The organism is Aquimarina penaris (assembly GCF_040786285.1).
GTDB lineage: Bacteria > Bacteroidota > Bacteroidia > Flavobacteriales > Flavobacteriaceae > Aquimarina.
On record NZ_JBFMKQ010000004.1, the window covers coordinates 541,832 to 563,605 of the forward strand.

Consider the following 21,774-nt stretch of genomic DNA (forward strand, 5'->3'; position numbering starts at 1 on the left):
AAAGATGCAAAACCGATTTGTAGTACATTCTTCTCAAACTCTTCTCAAACCTGAGATAAGAAATGCAATTGACAATTTTGAAGCGTATGAAGATATTCTTGGAGAAGCTGAGCGTAATGTGATAAAAATTGTCACCATTAATGATAAAAAGTACACCATTAAATCATTTAAAGTGCCTAATATTATTAATCAGGTCGCATATCGTTTTTTTAGAAAGTCAAAAGCCGAACGATCTTTTTCTTACGCTAATAAATTACTTAAGTTAGGGATTAATACACCATTTCCTGTAGCATATGATTTATATATGTCTTCTTTCTTATTTAAAAGAAGTTATTATGTTAGTGACCTTGTAGATTGTGATTTAACATATAGAGAATTAACTACAGATTTTTCTATTCCTGATTATGATAAGATCCTTAGGGCGTTTACTCGATTCACCTTCAAATTACATGAAAAAGGAATAAACTTTTTGGATCATTCTCCTGGCAATACATTAATAAAAAGAGAAGGGGATGGGTATGAATTTTATTTAGTAGATCTTAATCGTATGCAATTTGGAGAAATGGATTTTAATACCAGAATTAAAAATTTTGTAAAGCTTACTATTCATGAATCGATGGTAAAAACAATGAGTAATGAGTATGCTAAATGCACTGGTGAAGATGAAAAAAAGATATTTGATCTCATGTGGAAGTATACCAGAGAGTTTCAGCATCGGTTTTATCGAAAAATTAGACTTAAAAAAAGGATATTTTTCTGGAAAAAAAAGTACAAAACTATTCCTTCTGACTCTCCGATTTAATTAACTCTCTTAATTTGATATACTTCAGAAAAGTTAAATGTGCCGTCTGAATGCAAATAACAAATCCATTTAGACCATCAAGAAATCCCAGTCGTAAGAAATAGGCCTTGAAAAATGCCCAGGTTGGATTAAAGAAAATTTTCCAGAGTGTTGCTTTTTTTCCTAGCTCATGATAAGAATGTGCCGATATTGTCGAGAATTTTTCAATTTGCGAATTGTAGGCACTATAGGTAGGGTAGTTCCAATGCAGGATATCTCCTTTTAGTTTTCCACAGTTTTTTGGGTTGTATAATTTGTAAGAATCATGAGGGTTAATACCTTTCCATTCTCCTTTCCCTTTTTTGAAAGCCCTTAGTTTTTTATCAGGATACCAATCAGAATGATTAATCCATTGTCCACAAAAATTATTATAGCGATTCATGTAATACCCATCATGAACCCAATTGGATTTTAATTGTATTAAAGTTTTTTGAAGCTCTGGTGATAAGGCTTCATCTCCATCAAGCGAAATAATATGATCGTAAGAAGCTTGTTCTATTACAAAATTCTTCTGCTCTTTGTATCCAAGAAATTTTTGTTTAACAAATTTAACGTTATATTTTTTACAAATTTCTTCGGTTCTATCTGTCGAAAAAGAATCTACAACGACAATCTCATCAACTACTCCTTGGAGCGATGCAAGACATTCTTCGATTTTTCTTTCTTCATTATATGTAATAATAACTCCAGAGAGTTTAACCATAAGTTGAGTTGATTTTGTGAGTTATGCGTATAAAAATAGGTATTTTTTAAAGTATTGGTGTTTCATAAGATCTATTCTATAGTTTGAATTAAATAATTCCTGAGTTTAGGGATAATTAATTCTGAAGAAAATTCCTTATATAAATCTAATGCTTTATCCTTCATGTTTTTAGGTGATACGTTGCCATATAATTCTGGTTTTACATCTATTAAATGTATAGAATCGTGTTCAATTCCATCTTCAAACATATTCCAATCTTTTTTTATAATCCATGGAGAAAAAATGGTAAAAGAAGGGACATCAATTGCTTTAGCTATGTTTACGGCTCCACCTTCATTACCAATTAGCATGTTGCAGTGGGATAGAATTGCAATAAACCCTCTTAAACTCTTTGCGTATACGTTAAAATGTATGTTGTTTTGCGTTGCCGGATATGTGAGATCATAAATGGCTTTGGCATCTTTTTCCTGACTAGGCATATAATTAAAAAGAACACTGGCTTTTGTTACAGAAACAATTTCATCAATTACTCTTGCCATATCTTTAAAAGGGAGTGTTTTTATCGGCTCACTACCTAGTACACTAATCATTACTATAGGCTTTTTTGTTTTTATTCCATTGGATTCTAAAAACTCTTTAGCTCTTTCCTTTTCTTCCTCTGTAAGCCATATTTTTGGTCTCAAAATTTCTGTTGCGATTCGATCTTCAGGAAGGACTAATCGTAACCTGTTTTCTATAGAAGTACTGGCGTTAGTTATTGGTTTAGTTTTTCTATGAATAACTTTGGTGTATAACAACTGCGTGTACCACTTATAAAAAGATACTCTTTTTGGAGCTCCAGAAAATAAGGTGATCAGATTACTTTCTAGTTTTCCGAAAGCATCTATAACAAGATCGTACTTAGTTTTTCTTATTTGTTTCAAGAACAAGAAAAATGCTTTTTTGCTATCCCGATATTCTTGTTTAAACTCTATAATATTATCAAAAAAAGAGTTGTTCTTGACTACAGGTATAGTATTAGAGTTAATTAAATAATCAATAGTAGCATCAGGATACTCTTTTCGTAGAGTTTCGCATATGATGGTGCTTGTGAGAACATCACCAATCATTTTTTGTTGTATGACTAATATTTTCATAAACTATTGATCAAAAGAATTGAGTTTGTCTCGGTTTGTTTCAAGACAAACTCAAATTTTAATACCTTCTATTAAACGGCTACATCATATTCGCGAAGCGCATCATTAAGAGAAGTTTTTTTATCTGTACTTTCTTTACGTTTACCAATTATCAAAGCACAAGGTACATTATATTCACCAGCAGCAAATTTTTTAGTATAACTTCCAGGTATTACAACTGATCTGGCAGGTACCACTCCTTTTCTTTCTACTGGAGTGTCACCGGTTACATCAATGATTTTAGTAGATGCTGTTAATACTACATTTGCACCTAGGACAGCTTCTTTTTCTACTCGTACTCCCTCTACTACAATACAACGAGAGCCTATAAATGCACTATCTTCAATAATAACAGGTGCTGCCTGTAAAGGTTCTAATACACCTCCAATACCAACACCTCCACTTAAGTGTACATTTTTACCGATTTGGGCGCAACTACCTACTGTAGCCCACGTATCCACCATTGTTCCTTCATCTACATAAGCACCAATGTTTACATAACTTGGCATTAAAATAGTGCCTGGAGAAATATATGCACCATGGCGGGCAACAGCATTAGGTACTACTCTAATTCCCTTAGCTTCGTATCCTTTTTTTAATGGAATTTTATCATGATACTCAAAAATACCTGCCTCGAGAGTTTCCATTTTTTGAATAGGAAAGTATAATACAACCCCTTTTTTTATCCATTCATTCACTTGCCATCCATTCTCTGTGGGTTCTGCTACTCTTAATTTTCCTGCATCTAATAAATTAACTACTTCTCTTATGGCATCTTGGGTAGTTGATTCTTTTAAAAGCTCTCTATTATTCCAGGCTTTTTCTATGGTTTCTTTTAGTTGGTTCATTGATTAAAAATTTTGGTAAAGATACTAGCTTAACTCAAAAAACATATCGATTTGCAATATTTTAGGAAACCATTAATAAATAAGATGTTTATTTGACATAATATCATATTTTTGCAGAAAATATATAGATGGCACGGATTTTGGCAATAGATTATGGAGGTAAACGTTGTGGTATTGCAGTTACAGACGAGTCCAAAATAATTGCTTCTGGATTAACTACAGTTGATACTAAGAATCTATTGTCTTGGTTAAAGGAGTATGTGTCTAAAGAAGTTGTAGAGCTTTTTGTGGTTGGAGAACCTAAAAGATTGCATGGTGAGCCTTCAGAAAGTGAAAAGCTAATACAGCCTTTTTTAGAGAAATTAGCTAAAGAATTACCCGAGATACCAGTAAAAAGAATAGATGAACGTTTTACATCTAAAATTGCGTTTGATACTATGATTGCTAGTGGTATTTCAAAAAAGAAAAGAAGAGATAAAGCATTAGTTGATCAAATTAGTGCAACAATAATATTGCAAGATTATCTTTATAATTTATAATTATACAGTATTAAATAGAAATTATTCATTGATATGATTTTTCCCATTGTAGCATACGGTGACCCGGTATTGAAGAAAAAAGCAAAAGAGATAGAGAAAGATTATCCTAAACTCTCTGAGCTTATTGAGAATATGTTTGAAACTATGTATAATGCCCATGGTGTTGGATTAGCAGCACCTCAAATTGGTCTTCCTATACGTTTGTTTCTTGTAGATGCAGAACCTTTTTCTGAAGATGATGAATTGTCTGACGAAGAGGCAAATGAGTTGAAAGATTTTAAAAAGGTGTTTATCAATGCAACCATTCTCGAAGAAACTGGAGAAGAGTGGGCTTTTACCGAAGGATGTCTAAGTATTCCTGATATTAGAGAAGATGTGTTTCGTAATGAAACCATTACGATTAATTATTTTGATGAGAATTTTGTTGAACATACAGAAACCTATGGCGGTTTGGCTGCAAGGGTAATTCAGCATGAATACGATCACATAGAAGGAGTTTTATTTACAGATAAACTATCCAGCTTAAAAAAACGTTTAATAAAAGGAAAACTGGCAAATATTTCTAAAGGGAAAATTAATTCAGAATATCGAATGCGTTTTCCTTTGATAAAAAAGGGTAGATAATTAAATTTTTATATTGGTCAATGTTTGATTTTCTGAAACGAACTACAGATATTTGCCAACTTTGAATAATATATATATGAGCTTAGATAAAATACTAGCAATTTCAGGTAAACCTGGGTTATATGAATTAAAAACACAAACCCGAAGTGGATTTGTAGCAGAATCTTTATTAGACGGAAAGAGATTGTCGGTAAGTATTAGACATAATGTTAGTGTACTTAGCGAAATTGCAATTTATACATTTACAGAAGAAGTTCCGCTAAAAGATATTTTTAGAAAGATTCAGGAAAAAGAAAATGGAGAACAGGCTATAAGTCATAAAGAGTCTAAGAATAAATTAGAAGACTATTTTAGTGAGATACTACCAGATTATGATGAAGATAGAGTATACGCTAGTGATATAAAAAAAGTGATACATTGGTATAATATTCTACATTCTAAAGGCATAACAGACTTTTCAGAAAATGAAGATAATGCTTCAGAAGAAGAGGAATAATAAAAATGTAATTTTAAAAAAGCAAAATCCTGGTATGCACCAGGATTTTGCTTTTTTAATAGGGTCAATTCATTATCAGTTTTTAGGTTGTTAAAGGAATGTGGGTAAATTGCATAAATATTGCTTAATTTTCAAGGTACCAATTCATGACTTCTTTGTATTTTTGCGCAAAATTTAAATACAACCTTACAAATATTTAGTGTACATGGCTAATACCAAATATGTTTTTGTAACAGGAGGCGTTTCTTCTTCCTTAGGAAAAGGAATTATAGCAGCCTCTCTTGCAAAGCTACTACAAGCAAGGGGATACAGGGTAACTATCCAAAAATTAGATCCATATATTAATGTGGATCCAGGAACTTTAAACCCTTATGAGCACGGTGAATGCTATGTAACAGATGATGGAGCAGAAACAGATTTGGATCTCGGGCATTATGAACGTTTTCTAAATACACCAACTTCACAAGCTAATAATGTGACCACAGGTAGAATTTACCAAAGTGTAATAGAAAAAGAACGTCGTGGAGAGTTTTTAGGAAAAACAGTTCAGGTAGTTCCTCATATCACTAATGAGATCAAAGAAAGAATCCAGATTTTAGGAAAAAGCGGTAATTATGATATCGTAATTACAGAAATTGGAGGTACCGTTGGTGATATAGAATCATTACCATACATAGAGGCTGTAAGACAATTAAAATGGGAGCTTGGGGATGCAAATGCTTTGGTAATTCACTTAACGCTAATACCTTATCTTTCTGCTGCCGGAGAATTAAAGACAAAACCTACCCAACATAGTGTAAAGACATTAATGGAAAGTGGGATTAAAGCAGATATCTTAGTTTGTAGAACTGAACACGAATTATCAGATGATTTACGAAGAAAACTTGCACTTTTTTGCAATGTTAGACAAGAAGCTGTTATTGAATCGATAGATGCATCTACTATTTATGATGTTCCTAACTTGATGTTAGAAGAAGGACTTGATGCTGTTGTGTTGAAACAATTGGTGCTAAGAGATGATAATATCCCAGATTTAGAAAATTGGAATAAATTTTTAGAGCGACATAAAAATCCAAAGTGCGAAGTAACTATTGGGCTTATTGGGAAGTATGTCGAACTACAGGATTCTTATAAATCTATTCTTGAATCATTTATTCATGCAGGTGCAGAAAATGAAGTAAAAGTCAATATAGTTAGTATACATTCTGAATATATTGATGATAAAACTATAGAAAAGAAAATCGCTCATCTTGATGGAATTTTGGTAGCACCAGGATTCGGAGAACGAGGGATAGAAGGAAAAATAAAAGCTGTGCGGTTTGCCAGGGAGAATAAATTACCTTTTTTCGGTATTTGTTTAGGAATGCAAATGGCGGTAATAGAATATTCCAGAAATGTTTTAGGCTTAAAAGATGCTTGTTCTGTAGAGGTAGATGAAAACACTACTCATCCTGTTATTGATTTAATGGAAGAACAAAAAAATATTACTGATATGGGAGGAACCATGCGATTAGGTTCCTGGGATTGTGAATTGGCCGAAAATAGTAAAGTATTTGATGCTTATGGAGAAAAACAAATTGCAGAACGTCACCGCCATCGTTATGAATATAATAATAAGTATAAAGAACAACTAGAAGGTGCAGGTTTAAGAACTACAGGAGTAAACCCAAAAACTGGACTGGTAGAGATCATAGAAATCCCTGATCATCCATGGTTTGTTGGTGTGCAATATCATCCAGAGTACAAGAGTACTGTTGCTAATCCACACCCATTATTTATAGCGTTTATAAAAGCAGCTGTAGAATATTCGAAGAATAGTAAAAGTGCCAAAGTGTCACAGGGATAGTAATTGGCGAGATAATTGACATTAAAGAAAACATAAATAATCTTGAAAGCCTTTCTGTAGCAACAGATAAAGGCTTTTTATACGTATAGTACATGGAAGAAAAGAAGTTTGACCTTAACTCGATAATTGGATTTGCACTTATTTTTGGAATCATCGTTTGGATGTTCTATATAAATCAACCAACCCCAGAAGAGATTGAGGCAGAAAAGGCCAAAAAAGAACAAGTAGAAACAAAGGAGAAAACAGAGAAGAAAAACACCACAGATTTTGTAAAAGAAAGCGAGGCTATTGTGGTTAATCCTCAGGATTCTGTAGCGTTATCCAATGCAAAATCTCAATTGGGGGCATTTGCATATTCGGCTAGTTTACCTTCTGCGAAAGAAGAGTTTACTAAAGTCGAAAATGAAGTTTTAAGCCTTAAAATAAATAATAGAGGAGGATATATATCTGAAGCGTTATTGAAGAATTTCAAAACATATGATTCGGTTCCTGTATATTTAATCAAAGACGGAAAGAACGCTTCTTTCAATATTAATTTTGGTACTACAGATAATAGAATTCTAAATACAAAAGATCTGTTTTTTGAACCTACAGTGACCAAAAATGGAGAGAATACTGTTCTATCTATGAAACTAAAGGTTTCTGATTCTAAATTCTTAGAGTATAGATATGAGCTAAAGCCTAATGAATATATGGTCGATTTTACGATTAGGTCTCAAGGGTTACAGCAAGTAATTAATAGTAGTCAAACGGTAAACCTGGATTGGAAACTTCAAGGAATACGACATGCTAAAAGTGCAACATATGAAAACAGATATACTGAGATTTCGTATGAATATGATGGAGATAAAGATGATTATTTAGGGCAAGGCGAGTTTGCAGACGATGAAGAAGAAAATGTGAGTTGGATAGCATTTAAACAACATTTCTTTACTTCTGTTCTTTTGACAGATTCACCATTCAAAAAAGCATCTTTTACATCTAAAAATTTAGCTGGCTCTACCGATTTAGATGATAAAGAGATAAAAGTAACCAAGGAGTTTACAGCATCAATGCCTCTAGAACTGCAAGGAGGAGAGTTAAATTATGCTATGGATTGGTACTATGGTCCAACCGATTATAAAATTTTAAATACTTATAAACGCAACCTAGATGAAATTGTACCCTTAGGTTGGGGTATTTTTGGAGTAATAAATAGATATTTATTTATTCCGTTTTTTGCATTTTTAAGTGGCTTTCTACCTTACGGTATCGCAATTGTAGTTATGACTATTATTGTGCGTATTATCTTATCACCGGTTACCTATAAATCATATTTATCTCAGGCAAAAATGAAAGTTTTACGCCCAGAGATTACTGAGATTAATGAAAAGCATAAAGACAATGCAATGAAGAGACAACAAGAAACAATGGCTCTTTATGGTAAAGCAGGTGTTAACCCGATGAGTGGTTGTTTACCAGCGGTAATGCAAATCCCTGTTTTCTATGCTTTATTCAACTTCTTTCCAAGTGCATTTCAGTTACGACAAAAGAGTTTCCTATGGGCAGATGATTTATCGAGCTATGATACCATAGCCGAGTTGCCATTTACGATTCCTTTTTATGGAGATCATATTAGTTTATTTCCAATATTGGCATCGGTAGCTATATTTATTTATATGATGATGACTACCGGGCAAACGATGCAAACGCAACAGCCGGGAATGCCTAATATGAAATTTATCATGTACCTGTCTCCATTAATGATGTTATTCTTCTTTAATAATTATGCCAGTGGATTATCATTGTATTATTTCATTTCTAATCTGATTACAATAGGAATTATGTTAGTCATCAAAAATGTGATTATTGACGATGACAAAATCCATGCAAAGATTCAGGAAAATAAGAAGAAACCTAAAAAGCAAGGTAAATTTCAGAAGAAAATGAAGGAACTGATGGAGCAAGCTGAAGAACAAAAAAAGCAACAGCAAAAACCAAAAAAGAAATAGTTTCGTAGATATGTATATAAAAAAAGCTCCTTTTTCAGGAGCTTTTTTGTATTTTGAATTACTTTTATATTTTTATAAATAGAAAATTGGTATACTTTTTGGAAATCACATTCGTTGAAATAATGTCCCAAATTATATAACTATGCGAAGTACATTTTTATTTTGTGTTTTAATTTTTGCCTTTTTTTCGGGTTTTAGTCAGAAGTATAATCAGTATGATGCCGAAGGAAAGCGACATGGAAAATGGAAAAAAAAATACGAGAATACCGATCATATTCGGTATGAAGGAACTTTTGATCATGGAAAAGAAATAGGAGAGTTTAAGTTTTATAAACCTAGTAGCGACGGATCTCCTACGGCAATTAAAGTGTTTTCTAAAAACAATGATACTATATTGGTAAAGTACTTTACCAAAAAAGGGAAAATAATAAGTGAAGGAGGAATGATCGGTAAAGATCGAATAGGATTATGGAAATATTATCATAATGACTCCAAGAAGATTATGATGACCGAAGAATATCAATCAGGGAAACTACATGGAGAACAGCTTACTTATTTTGATAATGGTCAACTCACAGAAAATAATTCCTATATAGAAGGTAAAAGAGAAGGCAAAAGAATTATGTATTCTGAAGATGGAATAAAGATCAAAGAATTTACCTACGAAAATGATCAATTGCATGGGATTACTAAATATTTTGATACTAAAAAAGGCGAACTAATTATCGAAGGAAATTATAAGAGAGATCGCAAAGATGGTATCTGGAACTATTATGAAAATGGAAAACTATCAGAACAGAAATTATTTCCTCTGCAACAAGGAGCAAATGATAATTGATTTATGATATAGAGATATAGATAAAAACCATAAAGCAATGCATAAGCGTTGCTTTTTTTATTTCTTATTTTTGCATAAGAATTAAAGATTAAAGTATTTTTTGATGAAGAGAGTAATCGTTGGATTATCAGGAGGAGTTGACTCTAGTGTTGCTGCATATTTGCTAAAAGAGCAAGGATATGAGGTGATTGGATTGTTTATGAAAAATTGGCATGATGATTCGGTAACTATTTCTGATGAGTGCCCTTGGCTTGATGATAGTAATGATGCATTATTAGTAGCAGAAAAATTAGGGATACCTTTTCAAACCGTTGACCTTAGTGAACAATATAAAGAACGTATTGTTGATTACATGTTTAATGAATACGAAAAAGGCCGTACGCCTAACCCAGATGTTTTATGTAATCGCGAGATTAAGTTTGATGTATTTTTAAAAATTGCTTTATCTCTTGGTGCAGATTATGTGGCTACCGGGCATTATTGCAGAAAAGATACCATTGTAAAGGATGGAAAAGAAATCCATCGTTTATTAGCGGGAAAAGACCCAAATAAGGATCAATCGTATTTTTTATGTCAGTTATCTCAGGATCAATTGGCAAAAACGCTATTTCCGGTAGGAGAATTGTTAAAACCAGAAGTTCGCGAAATTGCAGCAACACAAGATTTGGTGACTGCCGATAAAAAAGATTCTCAAGGGTTATGTTTCATAGGAAAAGTTCGACTGCCAGACTTTCTACAGCAAAAGCTACAACCAAAACAAGGAGATATTATAGAAATTGCTTCTTCCGAAGATAAATACCTACGTGAAGTACCAGAATTTATATCTAAAAAGGAAGAGTTAGAATTTCTTTCAACAAAATATCAATATGATGTTAATGACGGGAAAGTGGTGGGTAAACATCAAGGAGCACACTACTATACTAAGGGCCAGCGTAAAGGTTTGGCCGTTGGCGGTACACCAGAGCCACTTTTTGTAATAGAAACAGATGTAGAAACCAATACAATTTATACTGGGCAAGGAAAAAGTCACCCCGGTCTATACCGAAAAGCATTATTTATCACGAATGAAGAATTGCATTGGGTACGTGAAGATCTTAGGCTACAAATAGATGAAGAACTCGAGGTAATGGCAAGAATTAGATACAGACAACCCTTAGAAAAGGCAACATTATATCAAGTAGATTCTGGGATGTATGTAGTTTTTGAAAATGGGCAAAGTGCAATAACCGAAGGGCAATTTGTCGCTTGGTATCATGATGATGAATTGGTAGGATCTGGAGTAATTTCTTAATAAAATACTACTGGAGTAAGTATTTAAATTCACTATCAAAATAGTAAACCGAATTAATCCTGCTCTATAGCGGGATTTTTTTTAATATACTATATATTCGATTTAGTTATATATTAATTTAGATTAGCTTTGTGAAGCTTTACATATTTTTGACTTATACTAAAATTAATGAATAAAATAAAAGATCTATTTAACATACAATACCCAATCATACAAGGTGGAATGATATGGGCAAGTGGTTGGAAGCTTGCAAGTGCAGTTAGTAATGCCGGAGGACTAGGGCTCATTGGGTCTGGTTCTATGTACCCAGATGTACTTAGAGAACATATCCAGAAATGCAAAAAAGCTACCGATAAACCGTTTGGGGTTAATGTTCCAATGTTATACCCTAATCTCGAAGAAATTATACAAATCATTATAGAAGAAGGGGTTAAAGTTGTATTCACTTCTGCAGGAAATCCAAAAACATATACAGCATATCTTAAAGAACAAGGAATCACAGTTGTGCATGTAGTAAGTAGTCTTAAATTTGCTTTAAAAGCTCAAGATGCAGGAGTTGATGCAGTGGTAGCAGAAGGTTTTGAAGCGGGAGGGCATAATGGTAGGGATGAAACCACTACGCTTACATTAATCCCAATGGTTAAAGAAAAGATCAGTGTTCCGTTAATTGCAGCAGGGGGTATCGCAACAGGTACAGCAATGTACGCAGCAATGGCACTGGGTGCAGACGGGGTCCAGGTAGGGAGTCGTTTTGTTGCAAGTAATGAAGCATCATCACATATCGATTTTAAACAAATGGTAGTAGATGCTAAAGAAGGCGATACGCACCTTACTTTAAAAGAGCTAGCACCCGTTCGTCTGCTTAAGAATAAGTTTTATTATGATGTGGCTAAACTATATTCTAAAGGACCTACTGTTGAAGAACTGAAGGATTTATTGGGTAGAGCTCGAGCGAAAAAAGGAATGTTTGAGGGTAATCTCGATGAAGGAGAGCTCGAAATTGGACAAGTATCTGGATTAATTCATGATATCAAACCAGCTGCAATTATCATAGAAGATATGATTAATGAATTTAGAGTTACTAAGAAAAAAATGGAACAAGTTTCTATATAAATACCAGATATGAATTCTAGAGAAGAACAGCTTAAGGCTTTTGATAGAGTATTGACCATAATGGATGAGCTTCGAGAGCAGTGTCCTTGGGATAAAAAACAAACGCTGCAATCATTAAGACATCTAACCATAGAAGAGACATATGAGTTAGGTGATGCTATTTTGGATAACGATCTGAATGAAGTGAAAAAAGAGCTGGGAGACTTGCTTTTGCATATTGTTTTTTACGCTAAAATCGGTAGTGAAACGAAAGATTTTGATATAGCAGATGTGGCAAACGAAATTTGTGAAAAACTAATCAATAGACATCCACATATTTATGGAGATGTAAAGGTTGCTAATGAAGATGATGTTAAACGCAATTGGGAAAATCTTAAACTAAAGGAAGGGAAAAAAAGTGTCTTAGAGGGGGTTCCGAAATCATTGCCAGCACTAGTAAAAGCAAGTAGGATTCAGGATAAAGTAGCGGGTGTAGGCTTTGACTGGGAAGAGCCTCATCAAGTCTTTGAGAAACTTAAAGAAGAACTTGAAGAATTACAACATGAGATTAAAGTGCAAGATCAGGATAAAATAGAATCAGAATTTGGCGATGTCCTTTTTTCTATGATCAATTATGCACGCTTTCTTAATATCAATCCTGAAGATGCCCTAGAGCGTACTAATAAAAAATTCATAAAACGGTTTCAGTACCTGGAAGAAAAGGCTAAAGAAAACAGCAAAAGCCTAAACGATATGACATTGGCCGAAATGGATGTCTTTTGGGAAGAAGCAAAAAAAATATAGCTAAAAAAATTACCCATCTATACAAAAGTAAAAGATGGGTAACTTGATATATATAATTAAGGGGCGATTCTTTAGTTTTTAACCAATTTCTTGACTTGAGTATTGCCGTCTATCGAAATTCTACAAAAATAAATACCTGAGGTATTTAATATATTGCCTTTGTTTACACTAAAAGTATGTTTTCCTTTATCTACTATGTCTTCGTAAATAGTATTAGTAGCTCCGTAAAGATTTACAATATCAATTTGTACTTTACTCTTATCTTTTTGGGTATGCCATACTATTGTAGAGTTTTCTGAAATCGGGTTTGGATATATCGACATACCTGGATCTACAATACCAACTTCTACAGTGTTACTAGATCTGGCAGCAACAGGTTTGTCATCATACCAAACACCGTTGTAATACCAACCATTTTTACATCGATTAAGGTCTGGTGTTTTTGAAGATCCATTATTACTAAAAATTATATTTGCACAGGATGTGTTGGTAAATGTATAGCGATGCCATCCATCGGTATCTGCAGTCATAGATTCTCCTGGCCATGTTGTTGTTATATTAGACGGAGTAACATTCCAGAAGTATATTTCTGGAGAAGTATAAGAGTCGGATTTAAAGTAAACAGTTAATTCTTGTGATTGCTCTGGATTGCTATCATACCAAGTACCATTGTAATACCATCCGTCTCCGCATCTATTTAAATCTTGGGTTTGATTAGTGCCATTATTACTAAAGATAAGGTTTGTACAGTTTACATCATTTAATGTATATGTAAACCAGCCATTACCAGCATCTGTCATAGATACTCCTGGCCAACTAGTAGTAGTTGTACCCGGGCTGGTATTCCAAAAATAGAGGTTAGGATTTGGTAATGAACCTTTATAATATATAGTCATTGAGTTAGTTGAGGTAGAAAAAGTAAATGTATTACTAACTATATTGGAGCTTAACCCTTCAGAATCGTAGGCAATTGCCTTAACTGTTGTGTTTTGAGTTAATGCTATTGGAGAAGTGTATAAACTTGATGATGTTGTTGGCTGCTCTCCATTAAGTGTATAGCGAATAGTAACTCCTGAAGGATTATTGTCGCTGGCATTCAAAGTTATTGATATGGTCTCACCTTCAGAAAAAGAACCTCCCTCGGGAGACATTGTAAGGGTAGGGGGAGTATTTGTAGTATTCCCTGGTTGGGTGTCATACCAAATTCCGTTCTCATACCATCCATCTCTATTTCTGGAAAGGTCGGGAGTTTTATTAGCGCCATTATCACTAAATAGTAAATTAGTGCTATCTACTCCTTCAAAAATGTATTCGTACCACTCTGTGTTATCAATTTTAGTCATTTGGGGACCTGGCCAATTACTTGGTGGTAATACATCAGGAGATTCATTCCAGTAATGAACATTTACTTGCGACCAATTAGACGGTTTCTTATAATAAACACGCAAACCTTCAATGGGGCCTATTGTATAGTTTTTTGTAGAGATCTGGGAAGCTGCACCATCTTTGTCATAAGCAATAGCCTTTATTGTGGTGGATTCGGTAATTGTAAAAGAACTAGTATATCTTGCACTTGCTGTATTTGGAGTGCTACCATTTGTTGTGTAATATACCTCATATGGTGATCCAGCTCCTCCGGCACCTTCCATAAAAATCTGAATCGGGTTTTCAGACTGGTTGTTGTTCGGGTTGATTATGGCAATAGGATTCGTAGGTCCATTTACGCAATTTTCAAAAAAGCCACCACCGCAACCTCCTAATAATCCGGGTCCGTTTAGTACATAAATCCCTGCAGAACCAGAAGTGACATTAAAATTTAAGTTACCATTGGTAACAACGATTTCTCTACCAGTAACTGCATCACGATAGATTCCGTTTGTCATACCGGATATTGAAAAAGAAGCACCACCATCTTTGGTAAGTCCTACTGCGACTTCACTGTTTTGATGTGTTCTACGATACGCCACTGCATTTCCAGGAGCATCTTTCCAATTCCAAGCGCCTTTTTGTAATGCAGGAACAGCTTTACGTATTGCATTTAGTTTTTTGATATGTTGATATATTTTGTGACTCGACGCCTGATCTATAACATCACCGTAATACGCTCTACCAGTTTCATTAATGGATTTCTGAATACCAGATGCATCATGAATATCATTAAATTCTCCTGCTTTAAAACGCATTTCGGTGCCATAATATACCGTTGGAATTCCTCTCCAGGTAAACATAAAATTCATACAAGCGGCAAGATTCTCATCAGAGCCTCCGTAGCGTCTGTTCCAGTCGTTGTTAGGACCAAAGTCATGATTATCAAGCCAGGTAACAAGAGTTGAAGGATCACTATATAAATGATCATATCGGGATGCAGCCTTTACTGTAGGAAAAGATTGCCCTTCTTCAAAAGTTCCATGAAATGTAGCTTCTCCAAAAAAATCTATAACTGCTAGATCCACTGGAGCCGAATTGTTCACTGCGCCTCTCCAGGTATAATAATGCGGGTTGGTTTCATCCACCGGGTGTAGTTCATGACGTTTTTGAGCAACCTCACCAAAAATAAACAAGTCTGGGTTTACGGCTTTAAAAGCATCATAAAAGTAAAGTATATCTTCTCTACTCATATGTTTCACGGTATCCCATCGAAAAGCATCTACTCCCATATTAATAAAAGTGGTATATGCATTTACCAGGTAGTCTCTTACTACTTGACTGCCTGTGTTTAGATCCGGTGTGTCACCGGCCAAAGCTCTGTTTTGTAAGTTTTCAACATCATCAAATCCTTGAGCAAAACCGTTGCCAGAGTGGTGATACCAATCTGGGTCAGAAGTATCGACATAGTTCTCTTTCCCAGGAAAATTATAGGCTTCTAAGTTTTGATTATACGGTGCCGGCATTTTTGCAAGATTTGCCCTGCTCCAAATTAGGTTATCATCTGGATTAGGGGTTAATCCATCATATTCCCAATTTGGATTGTCAGGAGCATACCACGAGGCAGTAGGATCAGTGTTGTATTTTATTTCTGCTACATCCTTTATACCAAATCGACCAGAGTGATTGGTAACGATATCCAGAACAATTTTCATATCACGGGCATGAATCTCATTGATAAGATCTTGAAAAGTAGCCCCTGGTGATTCTAATCTTGGATCGACTCTGGTGAAATCCCAGGCATGATACCCATGATAATCCAAAGGACTTCTATTGTGCACAATTGGAGTGATCCAGATTGCTGTAAAGCCTAGGTCTTTTATGTAATCTAATTTTTGAATCAGCCCTTTAAAATCACCTCTCCATGTAACATCGTTAGGGTCGGTAATGGTGGGGTTTATAGTTGGATCGGGGTTGAAAGAAGACCATTCTGTGGGGGCATTGTTAGAAGAATCCCCATCAAAGAAACGGGTAGTCATTAAGAAGTAAATAGTTTCTTCTCTAAAATCTGTTTGACTATTTGCTGATAGTGGAAAAAGAGATAGAATACCTGTACTTATAATCCCTAATACGGTAAGTAATAATTTTTTCATTTGTGTAAGCCTGTGTTAATGTGAATTTAGATGACTATAGATAAATTGTGATTGTGTGAAAAAAACGAATCTATACTTATAGATAATTTATCTTTTTAATAATTTTTTTGCTGATATTGCAATTTAAGTAAATTCTTACAAGGACTTTTAGTAGAAGATTTCCGAAAACGTTTGAGTGTTAATAAATCATTAACATAAAATTGATTTTTACTAGTAAATAAAGATTCGTGTGGTATAGTAAACTCAGTTATGCTATATAGTAAGCTATATCTGTCACTTAGTGAAGATGATGAGGTCATTAGCGACTTCTATAGTTTTAAACTTAAATTTTTGTTGCACCCAATGTAATGTATCGTAAGAATAAAAAAACACATGTGTAGCATCATTTTTATACCACCAAGAATCAAAGTTAATGGATTCATCATGCAGATTGGTCTTGCAAAATAAAATACCGCCCTTATGTAATAGAGAATGAAGTAGTTTAAATTCTTTTGTAGGATTATTGAAATGTTCTATCACTTCGCAACAGGCTATATAATCGTATTTTGTTTGAAGTGCATTATTATCTGGATCAAAAAATGGATCATAAGTGGATATATTATATCCCTTTTTTTGTAATTGATATGCGATAACAGAATCCTTACCAGAACCAAAATCAAGACCCTTGTGATTTGATTTGTATTTTTCGTTTATCGCATTTACTATTGGAGATACAAATTTTTGATAGCCTAAATCATGTACATCATTTTCATGAAGTCGGTACCGTTCTTTTTCAGCTTCAGTAGAAAGGAAATAGATTGAATCTAATAAAATCCCTTTGCATTGTGGGCATTTATAATATTTTCTATTGTGAGCTTCAGAATATAATATAGTTTCTGAGCCACAAAGCGAACATTGCATAAGGATTACAGTTGTTTGATCTTTAGCAGTTTAGCTTTCCAAACTTCAAGATTTTCTTTGTGCTTTTCAATGTTTTTTTGTACTTCTTGCACTAAAGGATTATCGTCTTTGGCGTTTTTAAAGAATTGAAGATTATTTTCTAACTGGCGAATTTCTCCCTTAACATCGTCAATCTTTTTACGAATAAAACTCCGTTCATTTTGTAGAGCTCTATTATCACTCTGATTGGATAAAGTACTTAGTTTATTATCGTATTTGATAAGTTCGGTTTCTTTACGACTTAAATTAAGTTGTTTAAAAAGGTCATCTAAAACTCTGTTGTATTCAGATTCAATGTTTTTCTTTTTGTAAGGTACTCTACCTAAGGTTTTCCAGATTGCAATATTCTCTTTTATAGTATTAAGATCTGCCTCGGTATCACCAGAAAGCTTTAATTCGTTCAGAGCTTCTATATGAGCTTGTTTTTTCTCAAGAGATACAATTTCTTCCTTATTTGCTTCATTTCTTTCAGCATGTAAACGGTCAAAATATGAATTACAAGCTTCTTTAAACCTTTTCCAGATTCGATCACTATCCTTACGTGGCACATGACCAATTTTCTTCCAATCTGCCTGAATCTTTTTCATTAAAGGAGTAGTGGCAGCTAGGTCATCACTATCCTTATTGTCCTCGGCAATTTTGATCAGTTCCATCTTTTTATTTAGATTCTCAAACTGTTCTTTTTTAAGACCTTTGTAGAACGCGTTCTTATTTCGATTGAAATCTCGAACTGCCGTTTTAAATAGACTCCAGGTTTCCTCATTTACATTAGAGGGAACTTTTCCTGCTTTGAAGAAGCTTTCTCTTAGTGCTTCAATTTCTTTTATTTTATGTTGCCAACCACTATGGTTTTTGGGATGATCTGAGCTTACATCTATTATTTTGGCAATAATTTCCTTTTTAACTTCAAAGTTTTTATCATAGACCTTATCTAACTCTTTAAAATACTTTTGTCGATTTTCATGTATCTGTTTAGTAAGGGCGCTAAATTTCTCCCAAATGGGTTCTCTGTACTCTTTTTCAACAGGTCCTAGGTCTTCTTTCCACATTTTGTGAAGCAATTGTAACTCCCTAAAGGCTCTGTTTACATCGGTTTCTTGTGCAAGTTCTGTAGCACGCTCAATGATCTTAAGTTTTTGCTCCAGATTGTGCTTAAAATCAAGGTCTCTAAACTCTCTGTTTAGGTGTAAGAAATCATAAAAATTCTCGGTATGATGATGATATGTATTCCAAACCGTATTATATTTATCTCTAGGGATTGGACCTGCATTTCGCCACCTTTCCTGAATACTTTTAAAATGATTATACGTTGTGTTGATATTCTCATCTACATTGAGTAGACCTTTTAACTCTTCAATTAATTCTAATCTTTTGTTGAGATTTTCTTGAAGATCTTTTTTTAGGTTTTGATAGTATGAATTGCGGTTTTCTTTGTAATCAAAATAAACCGAATTAAACTCTTTTTTTATTGGTGTCGAATAGTAGAAATCAATGATATCTCCTCCATCTGCTAAAAACTCTTCTTTCTTTTGTTCTACTTCTTCGTTGAATTTTTCATTAAACTCACTCTTAATTTCTTCAACATGCTCCTTAATCGTCTGTATTTTTTCAGTTTTAATAAGGTGTCGAAGCTCTTTAATGAGCTCTTCTTTGCTCATGGCATGATAATCCTTCTTTTCAATATCATGGCGCTCTATTGTACTTTCATCCTCACTATGCTCAGCAACAGCGTCGTTCATTTGATTTTGAACATGATCTTCTTGTTCTGAAGCAACTTCTTCGTTAGAAACACTAGTCTTTTGTATGGTTTTTTCTACTTCAGGTTCTGAAAGATCTTTTTGAGAGTCACCAGCTTCATCTTCAGTATGCTCAGCAACAGCGTCGTTCATTTGATTTTGAACAGGATCTTCTTCTGAAGTAACTTCGTTTTCAACTTCTTCGTTAGAAACACTAGTCTTTTGTATGGTTTTTTCTACTTCAGGTTCTGAAAGATCTTTTTGAGAATCACCAGCTTCACCTTCTGTATGCTCAGCAACAGTCTCATTCATTTGATTTTGAACAGGATCTTCTTCTGAAGTAACTTCGTTTTCAATTTCTTCATTAGAAACACTAGTATTTTGTTCTACTTCAGATGCTGAAATATCTGTTTTAGAGTCACTAACTTCAGTATCTTGGGGTTTTGATTCTGGTTCGTTAGATTCTTGATCATTTATAATAGAATTTTCAGACTTGGTTTCTAAAGTTTCTATTTTATTCTCGTTGTTTCCATCTGCCTTAGGCAGGTTATCACGTGTTGACATTGTGTGAACGTTTTTGTTTGTCTGAGCTATACCACTTGTTAATTTCTGAATTAACAGGTATAATCAATGACTAAGATACTAACATATTAGAAAACCTCAAAGTTATTAAGGCCTTTTAGGAACTTCTTAAATCCAATGCAGGTAGAAGTTTTAGTGAAAAAGGAAGTAAAGATTAGCTATTCCAGATTTCCCAGGCTTTTTCTGCTTGTAAAATTAACATTTGTAGTCCATTAGAAACTTTAGCTCCTTTTTTTAACCCTTTTTTCATAAAAGTAGTTTGATCCGGGTTGTAAATTAAATCATATAGGACATGGTTTTCGGTAATATATTCATAAGGTATATTAGGGTAGTTTTCTACTTTTGGATGTGTACCTATGGGAGTACAATTGATTATTAATTTATATTCTCCTATGATATCTTCGTCAAGATCATTATAACTAAGTTCATTAAAATCAGGATTTCTGGATACAAATGTATAGCGTATATCCAATTGATTTAATGCATAAGCAATAGCTTTTGATGCACCTCCTGTGCCTAAGATTAGTGCTTTTTTTATGGTTTCGTTTAGTAATGGTTTTAATGATTCGGTAAATCCATAATGATCACTGTTGTACCCTGTTAATTGTTGGTTTTTATTGAATTTAATGACATTTACAGCTCCTATCTCTTTAGCAACAGGATCAAGGTTGTCGAGATAAGAAATAACATCTTCTTTATATGGAATAGTTACATTAAGACCTTTGATATTAGTGTTTTCTGTGACTTGTTTTAACTCTTCAATTTGCTTAAGATCAAAGTTATTATATTGACAGTCTATGTTTTCTTTTTCAAACTTTTCTGAAAAATAGTTTCTAGAAAATGAGTAGCCGATGTCTCGGCCAAGTAAACCGTATATTTTTGTCATTTCGAATTTTTTAGTGTCCTTTTACCATACCATTCTAACCATAAAACGATGATAATTCCTACGATAATAAAAAAGATCCCGATATAAGTTTCAATAGCCAAGAAATCTGGAAAATAACGATCGTAATTGTCTAATATAGGATTCCCTTGTGCATCAATTTGCTTGTTTCCAAGAGTATCAAGTCTGTATATTTTATTTTTCCATGGCCAGACGACTCCTAATGAACCCGTAATAAACCCAATTATTGAAGCAAAGGTTGCTGTTTTATAATGTTTTAAGACATACCCTAAAAAATGTGATAGTGTGACCAGACCTGTTAATGATCCTATGCTAAACACCACAAGCACTTTTAATAGCCTAATTCTTTTAACATTCTCCAAAAAAGATAGATCCCAACGTATCAAATCGGCTATAGTATCATATAAGGCATTTACCGAATCTACAAGAAGAAGCACATAATTTCCTAATAAAATTAAAATAAAAGAGCCGGATAACCCTGGTAGTGTCATGCCAGATACGCCAATGATTCCACAAATAAATACAAACCAAAGGTTGTCGTTTTCTTTGGCCGGATCTAATAAGCTTATACTAACGCCTGCTATAGTGCCAATGGTGATTAAAAAAATATTTCGCTTACTCCAATCATCGAAATCTTTAACAATATAGTAAATGGATCCAACGATCATCCCAAAAAAAGATGCCCAAACATATAATTCGTAATGAATAATGAGATAATCCAAAATTTTAGAAACACTGAAATAGCTTATTAGCATTCCCAGGATGAGGAGCCCAAGAAATTTACCATTAATGTATCTCCAGAAACTGTTAAACCTAAAATTGATAAAAAGTTTAAACGCTTTTAGGTTTATTTTTTGAAGTGAGTAAATAAACTCTTCATAAAAACCTGCCACAAAAGCAACCACACCACCAGAAACTCCAGGAACTTTGTTAGCAGCCCCCATGGCAAGACCTTTAATAACAAGGAACATCTTATCTGTAAAAGTTCGGGTACTTTGTTGCATACG

The 21,774-nt window shown here is 33.8% G+C and carries 18 protein-coding genes; 10 read left to right on the top strand and 8 right to left on the bottom strand.

All coding sequences use genetic code 11. From position 1 onward, the window contains the following. Window positions 1-4 precede the first annotated feature (4 nt). On the top strand, window positions 5-802 hold the full coding sequence (locus ABW637_RS19405; RefSeq protein WP_367586382.1) for a lipopolysaccharide kinase InaA family protein: 798 nt from the start codon (window positions 5-7) through the stop codon (window positions 800-802). Here ABW637_RS19405 and ABW637_RS19410 read toward each other — a convergent pair. From ABW637_RS19410 to ABW637_RS19420, 3 genes are all read right to left on the bottom strand, one after another. Next, window positions 777-1,544, bottom strand: a complete 768-nt coding sequence (locus ABW637_RS19410) for a glycosyltransferase family 2 protein (protein ID WP_367586383.1) — start codon at window positions 1,542-1,544, stop codon at window positions 777-779. The two genes, ABW637_RS19405 and ABW637_RS19410, sit on opposite strands and share 26 nt — an antisense overlap. Before the next feature lie 71 nt (window positions 1,545-1,615). Next, window positions 1,616-2,680 carry a glycosyltransferase family 9 protein gene (locus ABW637_RS19415; protein WP_367586384.1) on the bottom strand — a complete coding sequence of 355 codons (1,065 nt, stop codon included), beginning with the start codon at window positions 2,678-2,680 and terminating at the stop codon, window positions 1,616-1,618. 71 nt (window positions 2,681-2,751) lie between these two features. Next, window positions 2,752-3,567 carry a 2,3,4,5-tetrahydropyridine-2,6-dicarboxylate N-succinyltransferase gene (locus tag ABW637_RS19420; RefSeq protein WP_367586385.1) on the bottom strand — a complete coding sequence of 272 codons (816 nt, stop codon included), beginning with the start codon at window positions 3,565-3,567 and terminating at the stop codon, window positions 2,752-2,754. A gap of 128 nt (window positions 3,568-3,695) precedes the next feature. Between ABW637_RS19420 and ruvX the strand changes: the two genes are divergently transcribed. From ruvX to mazG, 9 genes are all read left to right on the top strand, one after another. After that, window positions 3,696-4,106: a Holliday junction resolvase RuvX gene (ruvX, locus tag ABW637_RS19425; RefSeq protein WP_367586386.1), complete on the top strand. Its 411-nt coding sequence runs from the start codon at window positions 3,696-3,698 to the stop codon at window positions 4,104-4,106. 33 nt (window positions 4,107-4,139) lie between these two features. Further along, window positions 4,140-4,730, top strand: coding sequence for a peptide deformylase (def, locus tag ABW637_RS19430; protein ID WP_367586387.1), 591 nt, complete (start codon window positions 4,140-4,142; stop codon window positions 4,728-4,730). 76 nt (window positions 4,731-4,806) lie between these two features. After that, window positions 4,807-5,226, top strand: a complete 420-nt coding sequence (locus ABW637_RS19435; RefSeq protein ID WP_367586388.1) for a DUF5606 family protein — start codon at window positions 4,807-4,809, stop codon at window positions 5,224-5,226. A 205-nt stretch (window positions 5,227-5,431) separates the two neighbouring features. Further along, entirely contained in the window at window positions 5,432-7,072 is a 1,641-nt protein-coding gene (gene pyrG, locus ABW637_RS19440) for a CTP synthase (RefSeq protein WP_367586389.1), read from the top strand. 92 nt (window positions 7,073-7,164) lie between these two features. Beyond that, window positions 7,165-9,063: a membrane protein insertase YidC gene (gene yidC / locus ABW637_RS19445; protein WP_367586390.1), complete on the top strand. Its 1,899-nt coding sequence runs from the start codon at window positions 7,165-7,167 to the stop codon at window positions 9,061-9,063. A gap of 142 nt (window positions 9,064-9,205) precedes the next feature. Beyond that, window positions 9,206-9,901, top strand: a complete 696-nt coding sequence (locus ABW637_RS19450; protein ID WP_367586391.1) for a toxin-antitoxin system YwqK family antitoxin — start codon at window positions 9,206-9,208, stop codon at window positions 9,899-9,901. 103 nt (window positions 9,902-10,004) lie between these two features. After that, window positions 10,005-11,192, top strand: a complete 1,188-nt coding sequence (gene mnmA / locus ABW637_RS19455; RefSeq protein WP_367586392.1) for a tRNA 2-thiouridine(34) synthase MnmA — start codon at window positions 10,005-10,007, stop codon at window positions 11,190-11,192. 168 nt (window positions 11,193-11,360) lie between these two features. Beyond that, a complete protein-coding gene (locus ABW637_RS19460; RefSeq protein ID WP_367586393.1) occupies window positions 11,361-12,305 on the top strand; it encodes an NAD(P)H-dependent flavin oxidoreductase in 945 nt (314 codons plus the stop codon). Between the two features lie 9 nt (window positions 12,306-12,314). After that, the gene (gene mazG / locus ABW637_RS19465) at window positions 12,315-13,088 is read left to right on the top strand and encodes a nucleoside triphosphate pyrophosphohydrolase (RefSeq protein WP_367586394.1); all 774 of its coding nucleotides are present in this window, start codon (window positions 12,315-12,317) and stop codon (window positions 13,086-13,088) included. A 71-nt stretch (window positions 13,089-13,159) separates the two neighbouring features. Here mazG and ABW637_RS19470 read toward each other — a convergent pair whose 3' ends face one another. From ABW637_RS19470 to ABW637_RS19490, 5 genes are all read right to left on the bottom strand, one after another. Next, entirely contained in the window at window positions 13,160-16,606 is a 3,447-nt protein-coding gene (locus tag ABW637_RS19470) for a starch-binding protein (protein ID WP_367586395.1), read from the bottom strand. 273 nt (window positions 16,607-16,879) lie between these two features. Then, complete coding sequence (locus ABW637_RS19475; RefSeq protein WP_367586396.1) at window positions 16,880-17,506, bottom strand: class I SAM-dependent methyltransferase; 627 nt, start codon at window positions 17,504-17,506, stop codon at window positions 16,880-16,882. A gap of 5 nt (window positions 17,507-17,511) precedes the next feature. Beyond that, complete coding sequence (locus ABW637_RS19480; protein ID WP_367586397.1) at window positions 17,512-19,845, bottom strand: DUF349 domain-containing protein; 2,334 nt, start codon at window positions 19,843-19,845, stop codon at window positions 17,512-17,514. A gap of 172 nt (window positions 19,846-20,017) precedes the next feature. Next, entirely contained in the window at window positions 20,018-20,749 is a 732-nt protein-coding gene (locus tag ABW637_RS19485; RefSeq protein ID WP_367586398.1) for a shikimate dehydrogenase family protein, read from the bottom strand. Next, on the bottom strand, window positions 20,746-21,771 hold the full coding sequence (locus ABW637_RS19490; RefSeq protein ID WP_367586399.1) for a DUF368 domain-containing protein: 1,026 nt from the start codon (window positions 21,769-21,771) through the stop codon (window positions 20,746-20,748). The genes ABW637_RS19485 and ABW637_RS19490 overlap by 4 nt, the downstream gene beginning before the upstream one ends. Between the last annotated feature and the right edge of the window lie 3 nt (window positions 21,772-21,774).

Bases quoted from the DNA above. Each gene is read 5' to 3' on its own strand.
- def (WP_367586387.1), top strand. From the start codon at position 4,140: ATGATTTTTCCCATTGTAGCATACGGTGACCCGGTATTGAAGAAAAAA.
- yidC (WP_367586390.1), top strand. From the start codon at position 7,165: ATGGAAGAAAAGAAGTTTGACCTTAACTCGATAATTGGATTTGCACTT.
- ABW637_RS19420 (WP_367586385.1), bottom strand. From the start codon at position 3,567: ATGAACCAACTAAAAGAAACCATAGAAAAAGCCTGGAATAATAGAGAG.
- ABW637_RS19480 (WP_367586397.1), bottom strand. From the start codon at position 19,845: ATGTCAACACGTGATAACCTGCCTAAGGCAGATGGAAACAACGAGAAT.
- ABW637_RS19485 (WP_367586398.1), bottom strand. From the start codon at position 20,749: ATGACAAAAATATACGGTTTACTTGGCCGAGACATCGGCTACTCATTT.
- ABW637_RS19475 (WP_367586396.1), bottom strand. From the start codon at position 17,506: ATGCAATGTTCGCTTTGTGGCTCAGAAACTATATTATATTCTGAAGCT.
- mnmA (WP_367586392.1), top strand. From the start codon at position 10,005: ATGAAGAGAGTAATCGTTGGATTATCAGGAGGAGTTGACTCTAGTGTT.
- ABW637_RS19415 (WP_367586384.1), bottom strand. From the start codon at position 2,680: ATGAAAATATTAGTCATACAACAAAAAATGATTGGTGATGTTCTCACA.
- mazG (WP_367586394.1), top strand. From the start codon at position 12,315: ATGAATTCTAGAGAAGAACAGCTTAAGGCTTTTGATAGAGTATTGACC.
- ABW637_RS19435 (WP_367586388.1), top strand. From the start codon at position 4,807: ATGAGCTTAGATAAAATACTAGCAATTTCAGGTAAACCTGGGTTATAT.
- ABW637_RS19460 (WP_367586393.1), top strand. From the start codon at position 11,361: ATGAATAAAATAAAAGATCTATTTAACATACAATACCCAATCATACAA.
- ABW637_RS19450 (WP_367586391.1), top strand. From the start codon at position 9,206: ATGCGAAGTACATTTTTATTTTGTGTTTTAATTTTTGCCTTTTTTTCG.
- ABW637_RS19490 (WP_367586399.1), bottom strand. From the start codon at position 21,771: ATGCAACAAAGTACCCGAACTTTTACAGATAAGATGTTCCTTGTTATT.
- ABW637_RS19470 (WP_367586395.1), bottom strand. From the start codon at position 16,606: ATGAAAAAATTATTACTTACCGTATTAGGGATTATAAGTACAGGTATT.
- ABW637_RS19405 (WP_367586382.1), top strand. From the start codon at position 5: ATGCAAAACCGATTTGTAGTACATTCTTCTCAAACTCTTCTCAAACCT.
- ruvX (WP_367586386.1), top strand. From the start codon at position 3,696: ATGGCACGGATTTTGGCAATAGATTATGGAGGTAAACGTTGTGGTATT.
- ABW637_RS19410 (WP_367586383.1), bottom strand. From the start codon at position 1,544: ATGGTTAAACTCTCTGGAGTTATTATTACATATAATGAAGAAAGAAAA.
- pyrG (WP_367586389.1), top strand. From the start codon at position 5,432: ATGGCTAATACCAAATATGTTTTTGTAACAGGAGGCGTTTCTTCTTCC.